Below are 12,518 nucleotides of genomic sequence, written 5' to 3'. Positions count from 1 at the left end.
CTCCCCACCCCAAGCTTTGGGCTTCAATTGCTGCCCAGATACGCCGTGTTTTCTCGTTCAAATAAGGCGATAACAAATCGTACTTGCCTTGAATGCTTTTGATTTCCTGGTTATTAGACATTTAACGCTGTAATTTGATTACATTATGATTGTCTAACTATTTAGAAAATTGTTTAATTTATTTTTACATGATGCCTTAGCTAAAAATGTCAAATTATTCTGACACTATGAATAACCAACTTCGGTTTTTTTACGCCGTTCTACTTAAATCGAGTTCAACTTGCCACCTTCGATAGTAAAGTCGGACGATTTTTAATGTGGGATAAGTTGCTTGATCTAATAGAGTAGTAATTAAACTGACTCTTTGAGTACGAAAACCAGGAATAACAATGTAGTAGTAAATTTCTCTAACAGTTATAGAAGGAGGTAAAGTGAAAAATTCATCCTGGCTCAATCCTTTGGGGCATCCTTTAGGTTTATGCCATGTAACAAGCTTGTCACAATCTCCTACAATTTTACCTTTTCGTATGGTTGTTTTTCGAGATTGATGTTTGCGAAATACAGCATCACAGTCAAGTTTTCTAATAGCAACCATATCGGCGTAAACACCAAAAGCTCTATCCCCTAAAAGTACATCATATTGCGATCGCATTTTTAGAATTAGTGCTGGTTACTAAACTGCGCTTCGTGATGGTTTCAATCGACAGTTCGTATATTCTCGGTATATTATTTGCCCTACTCGCGGCTATCTTTTACGCTCTAACTACACTCCTTGTCAAGTGTCTTGAGGGCGTGCGTCCTCACCTCATTGCCCTAATTCATTCTGCTTCTGGTCGAGGTGTCACGGGTATTGAAGAACTCAAAAGTGGTTCTTTACAAATTATCAAAACTCCATCAGAACCACTAGAAGCAAAGCGTTTTCCTGTAGCTTTGGCTTTCAATCTCATTCCCAGTATTGATGTGCTTCTTGATAACCACTTCACACTGGAGGAGCAAAAAATGCTTCAGGAGTTGCGGAAGATACTCAACCGTCCTGACCTGGATGTTTCTGCAACTTGTGTGAGAGTACCAGTTATTAATTGCCATTCAGAAGCTGGGATTACTTGCGAGTTTGGCACTTATAATATGCTTCGTGTTTTGGCTGCGTTACGCAACGAGAATCGACAGTATCACTATGCACAGAGAAACTTGTTTGCTCCCTCCAAGCAGCAGTTGCTAGGGGTGTTTTCACCCTCCTATTCAACATGGCGTAAGAAAGTTTTATTAAATGCAACAACAGTTGATAAACAAGCTTGTGTAATGTTAAATAATTAGAATGAACGATAAATACACCGCTGTTAGACTATAGCGAAAGGCACAAATTTAAAATTTCAGATAACCTCGGTTAAAATGGCAGCGAACAACATTTTGCATCGCTGTCAACAATTATGTATTATCAGATTTAGAGTAGCTTTATTTAATGTAGGTTTCCTTGATTTTGACCAATAGTAGTGTCTATTACAATCTCTGTAATTGAATAGTATTAATTTAAGTGTAAATCTCAGTTAAATTTTAAGTTTATATATTCATGCATTTGTTGCAAAATAAATATGAGTGTTTTCTTTTCAGATGAAGCGATCGCTAAGTTAATTCAGGAAGATGTTCCTTACCTAGATTTGACAACTTACGGACTTGGTATTGGCAAGCAACTTGGTAAAATCGAGTTTTCGACCCGTCATCCGATGACCATCTGCGCGACTGAAGAAGCAGCCAGAGTATTAAAATATTGTGGTGCCGAAGTTGATTATCAACTAGAAAGTGGTACAGTCTGCGAGGAAAAGCAATTAATTTTGCAAGCTAGTGGCACTGCAACTGCTTTGCACAGTGGCTGGAGAGTTGCATTAAATTTGATGGAATATGCCTCTGGCATTGCTTCGCGTACCAGAATATTAGTAGATACTGCTTCATCAGTGAATCAGTCTATTTCAATTGTGACTACTCGCAAGTGTTTTCCAGGTACTAGAGCGCTTTCCATCAAAGCAGTTCTAGCTGGCGGGGGCTTTTTTCATCGTTTAGGATTATCTGAAACAGTTCTGATATTTAACCAACACCTGATATTTTTAGGAGGTATAGTTGGACTAGTTGAGCGGATGAATGAACTGCGAAGACAGTTTCCAGAACAATCGATTTGCGTTGAAGTAGATTCACCAACAGATGCTTGGGTGGTTGCTGGTGCAGGTGTAGATTTAATTCAGTTTGATAAAATTCCGCTCTCAGAAATTAAGCCTTTGGTTTTGAAGTTGAAGCAGCAATATCCGAACTTAAAACTAGCAGCGGCTGGTGGTATTACTTCTGAAAATGTAAAAGATTACGCAAGCACTGGTATAGATATTTTAGTGACAAGTTCACCGTACTTTGGTAAACCGTGCGATATTGGAGTCAAAATGAAAATAGTATAGTAATGTATTTTTAATTGAGAATGTTTGTTGAAAATAAGACGTTACACTTATAACGAACAGAACCTCCTGTTTGTGCAACGTCTTTAATCAAAAAAGTAAGAAATGTTTTCAAAAATATCTTCGTTTTAAAGGAGAAGGGGGAGCAGATAATATGAGGATATTTGTTACATTACTAACGTAACGGCCTCCAGCTTTGTCACCTGGAACTACTAAACGAGCAAATCCCTCATCTGTTAAGGGCACAACTTGATTGCCACTACCCTTTTTTGCAAATGCAACTAGCACTGTTTTTCCTTCAAAATTAGGTTGAATTTCACCAATAGCCACGACTGCACCATAACAATCTGTAGCGTCAACTAGAACATATTGCCTCAGAAAAGAGTTTTTAGTATTCACCCCAGAATTTCCAGGTTTTAGACCACCTCCGGCTTTCGGATTATTAATCAATTCCCATAAAGAGATTCCATAGTATGTTTCTGTTCGTTCGCCTGAGCCGGTTTTAAACGTGACAGTAACTTCAGTAATTAATGCTGGATTTTCTTTTTTTAAAGTATCTCGTAAATTTTGTAGCTTTTGCAAGTTATAAGTAGTTGGATTATTGACTTCTCCATCTAAGTGAAAACTTTGCGAAGAACCTCCATTACACTTATTTTTATTCCAAATAGATGGTGTTTCTTCTCGATGCCAGGGAGGAACATTATTGCTTGAGTCAGCTAAAGTAGGCTGCCATAAAATCAGTATCGGTAGTATTAAAGATGCAATGGTTAACTTGCGGTTAAAACGCATAAAAAATTTCTCCGTTTACTATTGAATATTGAGAAAATTAAAAAGTTCGCTCAAAGCGGTTTTTTCATTTTTCGCTCAAGCCTCACCTGACCAGAGCAAACGCATTTAAAGTACAATAATCCTTTAATAGCAAGAATTGGAGCGTTTCATTAATTAGGTTATTTTTTGCTCGATATCCTGATATGGCAAGGATTTCAAGTTTTAACTGCGTTTGCCCCGGGCGCAATATTTAGAGAACAATATATAGTTCAAAGCTAAAAATATTTTTGAACCAAATTGTCGCCCTATTTATTTGCTTCAACACTACTAGTGAACCGCTTTTTCTTCATCCATAATCCCAGTAACCCAGCAATTACTGTTCCACTAGTAGTTAATGGTTCAGGTACAGCTTTGACACTAACATTATCTAAGTATAAGAATCCCTTTTTATCCCAATTCCCAAACTTTAACTCTGTGGACGATGCATCAGCCTTGAAATTGAACTTATATTGCGTGTATGGTTGAAAAAAAATGCCTTTTTGATCGAAAAGCTTTTTTCCACCTACAAATGTCTGAAATTGATTATCAAGGGGGAGTTCGTCGTCTATAGATGCTAAATAGTAACTAAGTTCGTATTCTACACCAGGTTTTGTAGAAAGCGTCTGTGATATATAGCTAAGGCCGATAAATCCACTAAGTGATAAGCCTTGATTACCACTTTGAGGAAAATTACTCATTCTTATGCCTGATATATCCATCGGATCGCCAGACTTAGTCCATCCTGTAACATTAGGATTTGTGGCGTTGGGATTGTTAGGATCTACGAGAGGGTCAAGTTCAAAGCTTCCGTTCTTAACTAGTTCTGCTGCTTGTGCTGTTGCATTATAAGTATTGGTAATTACAGCAGTGCTAATTAAGGTAGTAGTAACACTAAAAACAAAAATTGAGATTTTTTTATTTGATTTCATGAAAATTGACTCCAAATAATTCCAATTTACGACAATTAAAACAAGTTGATAGCTATATGCCTGCTCTAAGTAATGTCAGTAAAACTCAAATTTGACTCTAGTTTATAAGAGTTAGCTATTGATCTAGATAATGATTTATATACTCAAGATAATCTCTCTATAAACTCTGGAGTTTTTTTAGTCAGATGAATTTCAGTGACATCTTCGACACTATAGAGCTAGGCAGGTCTATGACTTAATAAGCCTGCCATAGTTTTATCCGTGATGTTAGTCTGTAGATTTGACACTTACATCATCTAAAAATAAAAACGCCTTACTGGTTTTGTAAGCAAACTCTATCTTTGTAGATGCTCCTTTCGCTTTGAAAGATACGGTGTATTTCGTATAGGGTTGAAAAGGAATATTCTTACTTGAAAAAAACTTCTTTCCATCCTTATCGTCATCCTCCTTTCGGTCGATAAGAACCTGAACTTTATTATTTACGTCAGGTGGCTCCTCTATGGATGCTAAATAGAAAGTAAGTATGTAGTTTTGGCCACGGACTGTAGGGATACTCTGTGATATTGAGCTAATACCTGAAAATCCACTCAGCGATAAACCCTGATTACCAGTGTTAGCAGAGTTACTGATTCTAATACCTGATGTGTTAACACCTGGTGTGTCCGTAGGATTATTAGGCTCAGATTTAGTCCATCCTGTAACATTAGGATTTGGAGTTGTTTGGCTGGGATCGTTAGGATCTGCGAGAGGGTCAACTTCAAAGCTTCCGTTCGTAATCAGTTCTGGCCCTTCTGCTTGTGCTACTGATTTATAAGCATTGGTAATCACAGCAGTACTAACTAAGGCTGTGGTTAAACTACAAACAATAATTGAGAGTTTTTTAGTGAGCTTCACGAGACATGACTCCAAATAGTTCAAAATTCACGACAACCTTTTGGTAATTAAGGCAAAATAAACCCATAAGTGTTTTTGAAGATATTTTGGGCAGTGCTACCACTTAAGTAGCTAGAAAAACTCTGTGCTGCTGTGCGAGTTGTACCTGTACTTCTGGTGAGTATACCCAGTGGATAGACAATAGCCTCGCTGTCTGTTGTCAGGGCAGTGTCTGCAATTCTTACCTTATTAGAAATAAGAGCATCAGTTCTGTAAACAAAACCTGCGTCAATAGTCTTATTGTTAAGAGTTTTGTTTTCAACAGCAGTTAAAACGGTACGCACATTGCTTCCAAGAACCAATTTGGAACTGACAGTGTTGAAAATACCTCGTGTTGTAAGAACTTGTTTGGCATAATCCCCTGCTGGTACAACTGGCGGAGTACCTGTATAGTCACCTATAGCAATGCCTCTAATATTGGCGTTGGTTAAACCATTGATGCTATTGAGAGCAGCACTACCGGGACTAGGAGATGTCGTAGGAGCGATTAAAACTAGACGATTTCTGACAACGTTTTTACGGCTACCTGAAACCAATTTACCCTCATTCTGCAAAACATCTATTTGGTCGTTGGCAGCAGAAATGAAAATATCTGCTGGAGCTCCACTTTCTATTTGGCTCAATAAAGTACCAGAAGCACCGAATGTATAACTAATGGTGATACCTGGGTTAGCATTTTGAAACTGAGTTTTAATGCTGTTTAGCGCATTCGTCAAGCTGACAGCCGCATACACGTTAACATTAGTTGCAGATGTGGCTGGTGATAAATTGACAAACTGCAAGCTTATTACCAGCATCATGCTGGTAACTGCCGTAGCAATCCAACCAAGAAGTCTTCTTCTGTTCATAATCAAAAAAAAGTGTTATTTGTGATGCGAACGTTCGCTCCCATCAAAATCTGTAAATAAATAGGCAATCAGAATTGCTCAAAGCTTTTATTCCCAATCAAAATTTATTCATTTTCAGATTTGATTATCTAGGAGATTCAAAAAATCCAAATAAGAGTCCCTTTGAGGTGCTTTTCAAGCGCTCTTTGCGCTTCCTTGGCGAGGCAGTCACTCATCTGGAACCACTGCTCGACTAGAGTCCAGATAGTATCTAACTACAAATAGACCATGTAGACAAAAGGTAGATATTTTCTTCTGATTCACTGCTTAACCTCACACGTCTAATGCAACATATCGAGAAAAACTTGGATTATCAGAGAACTAATAACCCTTGATTTTTAGCTACACTCATGTCCGACAAACACTTGTCTATAAGAACGATTTTGCTCGGAAATTTGTGGTGTAACGATATGATGCAAAAATATTACCAACCATCGGTGTTACTTACCAATAAGATTGGTAATAAAACCCTGACATTACAGAATAAATTAAGAGAAAAGCTAGAAAATTGCCTACTCAGGGTAAACTACAGAGAGTGCTTTCCTTGGTACGAGCTTGGATAAGCATCATCCTCTATTTGCTACACGGACAGATTTAGGGAATTGGAACGATCAAGCAAATAAACCACCTAACTGACGTAAACATCCGTCAGGTGGTAGATATCAATCATTGTTGATCTTAAAAAAACACCTTATGTATTATTACCAGATTTTCTGGCTATTACCAAATTTATTGGTAATAAAATTCTGACAAAGTTGGGTCAGTGTTCAGCATAGTTCTTGATAGCAGTCAATAATAGTAAATATCTAGTGCGATCGCCAGCAACAAGCAACCGCTTATTAGAATTTGGTACTGTACAAAAACCTTAGCGAAGCAATTTTTTACTGATGTTGGTTCCGTTTGATTCAAATACTATCAAGTGCGATCTTGCTCCAGGAAACGCCGTTTATCAAAAATGCCTTGAATTAGTACCTCTAGTTCAGTTGCACCCTTGGCAGTAAAATCTTCTCCCTCTGGGTGACGCTCGTTCCTTGCTAGCGCTGACGCTAACGGCAGTTTGCTTATACCGGGGAACCCTTTCGGCAGTTCCTCAACTGCCTCACCATCAATTGTGTGCCAAGGTAAAAATTCCTGCCAGTCTGAGGTTAATGTACCGACTCGTGCCCGATTTCCACAAGTAATAACCAGCAATGTATTGTAGTAAAACAGCTTCGGTATCTGTTGAAAGTAAGTCTGGATTCGCTCTTTACCTGCTTTGAACGTGGCTTGTCCATCATTTGGATTAATCGAGACAATAACTGCTAAAGGTAAACCGTTGATAAAAACAACTACATCAACACAGTGAGCATAATTTCCCTCAACTACAGTTAGGGGATGAATAACCAGCCAATCATTGTTTAGTAGATTAGACGTATCAGTGAGCCACACTTTGTCGCGAACTATTTCTTTGTTGTAAAGGTATTCAACTTCAATACCATCGCTCAAGAATTTGTGAAAGCGATAGTTATTTTCTAGCAAGTCGGAATTTTCTGGACAAGTAGCCAGATGGATAGCTTTTGCGATCGCTTGTTGCGGTTTTGTCGGGTTAATTTTTTGCAAAGCCTCATGGAGACGTTGATACAAAACCACATCACTATAACTACTGCGCCCTATCTGATGCTTACCTAAAGCAATGTCTGGCTCTAATAAAACTGTGTAGCCAAGAACCTCAAACCAAGTAAGTATTAATGGTGCAGTAGCAAATTGTCTGAGGTCAAAACGGCGAAGTTTTCTTGCAACACGACTAGCCCTCACAGTTATTTGTCCGATCTGTGCTGGATTCATGAGAGTAGAAGACTTAATTTTGAGTCAATGCAGAAGCTTGCGCCTAGCTTGCTGACATTGGTTGGTATATTCACATCTGGCGTATACGGCTTGATAGTAACTATCAAACCTAAAATTGCTCTAGAAAATTGTATCGCTAGATACATTTTACCAATAAGGTTGGTATTGAAGAGTTCAGCTATTCTGAATTCAGGAGTCAGAACAAGAAAGTGGGGGATTGAGACCCGCCACTAATTGAAGACCGCGCTCATCAAGGATTTAGCGATGACCTTAAACCCACTTATTTTTCAGAAAAATAGTGCTGAATGCTGTTTCTTCAGTGCACGTTTTGTAGCGAGGTTTAAATCCCTATTACAAAACTTAAATTACGAATTACGAATTGTTTTAATGCTTGACTTTTGTTTCTGCCTGTAAAAACAGGTTGCCAATATCAAACAAAAGCTGCATAGTGCCTCGATAGCCAACTTTGGTAAATTGATTGGCATCTAAACGGTCAAAAATGGGAATCCCTTGACGGTAGAGAAGAATTTCTAAACGTTGAGCGATCGCAACTGCGTGAGAATTAGTAATGAGCAAATCAGATCCAACTGCAACTTGTTCAAAGTCTTCTAAATCACCAATGGTGACACTAGGAATCGGTAGTTTTTCCAGCACAGGAGAGCGCGTTGTCGTGACTGCGGCATGAATTTGAACGCCGAGAGATTGCAAGAAATAAACCGTTGACCACAGTAAATCAGGTTCGAGCGCTAAAGCAACTCGCTTACACCCAAAGTAAAAGTGATTCTCTAACATCACATGTTGCAACTGACGACGTTGATAGCGATATTTCTCTGGTACGCCAACACCACTGATATCCACCAACGCTTGTAGAAATCTATCTACTGCTGCTAGTCCCGTTAGTTCACCAAACACCTCGTAAGGAATGTTGAATCTCTTTTCTAAAATTTGTGCGCTACCTCGCATACTTTCACCTAATGCCAAAGTGAACGCAGAACTACCAATTGAGCGTAACTGTGACAAAGTCGTACCATTAGCTGTAATGGCACTACAAGAATCTTCTATATGACCATTTAGAACGCCAGAAAGGTCAGGCACAACAATAGGTTCAAGTCCAAAAGAGGTGACAATCTCTTTAATTTCCTGTACATCGCCAGGAGTGAAAGCAGAACTCGCCAAAATTGTGATTTGTGTGGGGCAGGCGTTTTGCTTTGAGCATTTTTGAGGAATTTCCTTAACTATACTCTCGACCGCACCAGCAAAGCCATCCTGTAATGTACCTTTAAAATCTGGTGTAGAAACAAGCACAATTGGTAAATAATCTAGTTCTGGGTGACGGTGGCGAATTTCTTTGACAAAGCGTTCCATATCATCGCCTCTGGTTTCTACAAGTCCGGTAGTACAAAGACCGATAATTTCCGGTTTCGATGTCTGCACCAAAGTCAGGATTGCTTGTTCAACTCTCTCTTCACCACCCAAAATGGTTGCAACTTCTGTCATCGCTGTAGTAGAAAGGGGAATCGTTTGACCAAAATGCTGCACTAATACCGCTTTAGTTAAGGCAGTACAACCTTGAGAACCATGTAATAAAGGCATCATTCCCTTCACCCCCAAAAAGGCTAAAACTGCACCCACAGTTTGACTTTGCTTAAGGGGATTAACTGCAACTGATGTACTCGTAACGCTAATAATTGCCATTAGATGTCCTCCTCTGAACAAGATGAGGGGGATGAGGGGGATGAGGAGGATGAGGAAGTAGAGGAGGCTGGGGGAGAGAGGAGATTACTTACTACTAATAGTAAAGTTACAATTCCTGCGATGCGATATTTATATAATGATAATCCCATTGATTGTTTAACTTGCAATAGTTTAAGTTAGGTTTAGTTTATACAAAGTTTCTCGATCGAGAAGGTGTTTACAAAATTTATTATGTTCTGAGTTAAAGTTTGTAACACTTAACTTTTCTTAAGCTAAATCTTACGAGAAACTACAATTTTTTTTGCTTGGAATTAAACAGAGGATAATAACAAATTAAAGAAGGGATAACCTTTCTTGCTCAGAAGAATTTATCGATGCTTGCAAACACAGAATCGTGCGGGTAAGAGTGACTTACCGCAAAGGAGGTTTTATGAACGAAAAAGTAAAATCGGGTTCGCGGAATGTTGCAATTGTTGGCCCTTATTTAAGTGGAAAAACTACATTACTAGAAAGCTTGTTATCTGTCACAGGGGCGATTTCCCGTAAAGGCAGTGTTAAGGATGGTAACACAGTGGGAGATAGCGCCGCGGAATCGCGCGATCGCCACATGAGTGTAGAAGTCAGCACGGCTAACACTGAGTATGAAGGAACTCGTTTCACTTTTATTGATTGTCCGGGTTCGGTGGAATTTGCCCAAGAAACATACAATGCTTTAATGGGAGTTGATGCGGCAGTTGTAGTTTGCGAACCCATACGCGATCGCGTCCTCACCTTAGCTCCTCTATTTAAATTCTTAGACGATTGGGAAATTCCCCACCTCGTCTTTGTTAACAAAATGGATCGGGCAAATATTAACGTTCTAGAAACATTACATGCCTTAAAAGCAGTTTCTAGTCGGCCTCTGGTAGCGCACCAATATCCCATCATGCAAGGGGAACAACTCACCGGTTTTATCGATATGGTGAGCGAACAGGCATATCAATATCATCCAGGCGCACCAGCTGACCCCATACCCTTCCCCGAAAATTTAAAACAAGAAGAACATACAGCACGGGCTGAAATGCTTGAAGCCCTGGCAAATTTTGACGACCATTTACTCGAAGAACTTTTAGAAGATATAGAACCACCCCAAGAAGAAATCCTTAAAGACTTAAAAATGGAATTAGGGGCAGATTTAGTAGTGCCCGTCTTCTTTGGTGTAGCAGAACAAGATTATGGTGTTAGACCTTTGTTAGAAGCTTTGCTAAGGGAAGCACCCGAACCAGAAACCACAGCAGAACGTCGCTTAAAAAATTCAAAAGATAGTATACCCTTAGCTCAAGTACTAAAAACTTATTACACTCCTCAAGGTGGCAAACTTTCCCTAGTGCGTGTTTGGCAGGGTAAATTAACCGATGGTATCGTCCTGAATGGCATTCGTGCTGGCGGAATTTATCGCCTTATGGGACAGCAACAGCATTCAGTGAATGAAGCTGGCGCTGGTGAAATTGTCGCTTTGAGCCGTTTAGAGGGTATCAAGACAGGAGATATACTCTCGACACAGTCAGCGGTGGAATTACCCAAAGCAGAACAGTTAGAACCAGTGTATGCTCTGGCCATCACACCAGAAAAGCGCAACGATGAAGTGAAACTCAGTAGCGCTATTACCAAGCTATTGGAAGAAGACCCATCGCTAGCTTGGGAACAGCATGGCGACACCCACGAAGTTATCCTCTGGGGTCAAGGCGAAATTCATTTGCAAGTCGCCCTAGACAGACTGCGTCGCAAGTATAACTTGCCGATGACAACCCACTTACCACAAGTGCCTTACAAAGAAACCATTCGCAAACCTGTAGCGTCAGTTCATGGGCGTTACAAGCATCAAAGCGGCGGTCACGGACAATTTGGCGATGTTTTCCTAGATATCAAACCTCTACCGCGCGGCGAAGGTTTTAACTTCAAAGAAACCATTGTTGGCGGTGTCGTTCCCAGACAGTACATTCCTGGGGTAGAAATGGGCGTGCGGGAGTTTCTCGCACACGGGCCTTTAGGCTTCCCTGTGGTGGATGTAGCGGTAACACTCACTAATGGTTCTTATCACACCGTTGATAGTTCCGAACAAGCCTTTAAACAAGCTGCACGACTGGCTATGCAAACGGGCATACCTCAAGCACAACCTACCCTCCTAGAACCGATTGTGCGCGTGCAAGTGACAACTCCGAGCGAATTTACTTCTAAGGCGCTGCAACTGCTAAGTGGCAGACGAGGACAAATTTTAGGCTATGAGGGCAGAAACGATTGGCAAGGCTGGGATAATATAGCTGCATACTTGCCGCAAGCAGAGATGCAAAACTTTATTGTAGAGTTGCGATCGCTCACTTTAGGCGTTGGTTCTTTCCACTGGGTGTATGACCATTTACAGGAAGTTCCGGAAAAACTCGCCGAACGCGTTATAGCTGGTAATGGCAACGGTGGTAACGGCAACGGCAAGTAATTTTTTTGAATTTCTCTAAAATCAAAGCCCTGCATTTAAAGGTGCAGGGCTATTTGTTAGTGAATATTTAATACACTTTGAACATGCTGTTGAAATGCTAATCCTTCTTTCCCCCAACGTTCTTGGAATGCTTGTATATTTTTCAATCTTATTGCTTTTCCATTTGGAGGGAAAGTAATAGTGCAATCAAATACTTCGTCATTTTTTGGAGGATGATCCCAATCATTCGTCATCCAAACCACTTGAACAAGACGATAAATATTAAATTCATCTTCAGCATTATTGTCAGTATAAAGTTGATTGTTCAGCATTTTTACAATGTGCGTTACGTTGCCATGCTGTCTTAAAATTATCAGTTCGTTTTCTTGTGGTTCACCTGCGTTTTTTACATCTTTATTTTCTAAATTTCTCCAGTGTAAAGCGAAAATCCTTAACTCTGGATATATAGTAGGAATGCTGTCATCAGGATAAGCCCAAGGTTCGCCATCTAAAGGTCTTACATTTTTAGCCCAAATTAATGCATTAAAATCCATAA

Annotated in this window: 11 protein-coding genes; 3 read left to right on the top strand and 8 right to left on the bottom strand. The window is 39.7% G+C overall.

The annotated features are described in order from the left end of the window. Positions 1-250: 250 nt before the first annotated feature. A complete protein-coding gene (locus tag I8752_RS06375) occupies positions 251-652 on the bottom strand; it encodes a transposase (RefSeq protein ID WP_225895476.1) in 402 nt (133 codons plus the stop codon). A gap of 38 nt (positions 653-690) precedes the next feature. Between I8752_RS06375 and I8752_RS06370 the strand changes: the two genes are divergently transcribed. Together I8752_RS06370 and modD are read left to right on the top strand one after the other, a co-directional pair. Next, positions 691-1,314: a DUF2817 domain-containing protein gene (locus tag I8752_RS06370; protein WP_214431466.1), complete on the top strand. Its 624-nt coding sequence runs from the start codon at positions 691-693 to the stop codon at positions 1,312-1,314. Positions 1,315-1,589: 275 nt separating this feature from the next. Next, a complete protein-coding gene (modD, locus tag I8752_RS06365; RefSeq protein WP_214431465.1) occupies positions 1,590-2,438 on the top strand; it encodes a ModD protein in 849 nt (282 codons plus the stop codon). Between the two features lie 108 nt (positions 2,439-2,546). Here the strand turns inward: modD and I8752_RS06360 are convergent, their stop codons facing one another. From I8752_RS06360 to nifN, 6 genes are all read right to left on the bottom strand, one after another. Continuing rightward, a complete protein-coding gene (locus tag I8752_RS06360) occupies positions 2,547-3,224 on the bottom strand; it encodes a hypothetical protein (protein WP_214431464.1) in 678 nt (225 codons plus the stop codon). A 284-nt stretch (positions 3,225-3,508) separates the two neighbouring features. Next, positions 3,509-4,171: a DUF642 domain-containing protein gene (locus I8752_RS06355; protein ID WP_214431463.1), complete on the bottom strand. Its 663-nt coding sequence runs from the start codon at positions 4,169-4,171 to the stop codon at positions 3,509-3,511. A 267-nt stretch (positions 4,172-4,438) separates the two neighbouring features. Next, a complete protein-coding gene (locus tag I8752_RS06350; protein WP_214431462.1) occupies positions 4,439-5,065 on the bottom strand; it encodes a DUF642 domain-containing protein in 627 nt (208 codons plus the stop codon). A 47-nt stretch (positions 5,066-5,112) separates the two neighbouring features. Continuing rightward, positions 5,113-5,952, bottom strand: coding sequence for a molybdate ABC transporter substrate-binding protein (modA, locus tag I8752_RS06345; protein ID WP_214431461.1), 840 nt, complete (start codon positions 5,950-5,952; stop codon positions 5,113-5,115). A gap of 954 nt (positions 5,953-6,906) precedes the next feature. Beyond that, entirely contained in the window at positions 6,907-7,815 is a 909-nt protein-coding gene (locus I8752_RS06340; RefSeq protein WP_214431460.1) for a type I restriction endonuclease, read from the bottom strand. A 384-nt stretch (positions 7,816-8,199) separates the two neighbouring features. Then, a complete protein-coding gene (gene nifN, locus I8752_RS06335; RefSeq protein ID WP_214431459.1) occupies positions 8,200-9,510 on the bottom strand; it encodes a nitrogenase iron-molybdenum cofactor biosynthesis protein NifN in 1,311 nt (436 codons plus the stop codon). A 430-nt stretch (positions 9,511-9,940) separates the two neighbouring features. Here nifN and I8752_RS06330 point away from each other — a divergent pair, with 430 nt between their 5' ends. Continuing rightward, positions 9,941-11,983, top strand: coding sequence for an elongation factor G (locus tag I8752_RS06330; protein WP_214431458.1), 2,043 nt, complete (start codon positions 9,941-9,943; stop codon positions 11,981-11,983). Between the two features lie 56 nt (positions 11,984-12,039). Here I8752_RS06330 and I8752_RS06325 read toward each other — a convergent pair whose 3' ends face one another. Then, complete coding sequence (locus I8752_RS06325; RefSeq protein WP_214431457.1) at positions 12,040-12,516, bottom strand: hypothetical protein; 477 nt, start codon at positions 12,514-12,516, stop codon at positions 12,040-12,042. Positions 12,517-12,518 lie beyond the last annotated feature (2 nt).

This window comes from Dendronalium phyllosphericum CENA369 (assembly GCF_016056275.1).
GTDB classification, from domain to species: Bacteria; Cyanobacteriota; Cyanobacteriia; order Cyanobacteriales; family Nostocaceae; genus Dendronalium; species Dendronalium phyllosphericum.
Note: the sequence above shows the minus strand (reverse complement) of the source record. Positions and strands in the feature narration are given on the sequence as shown.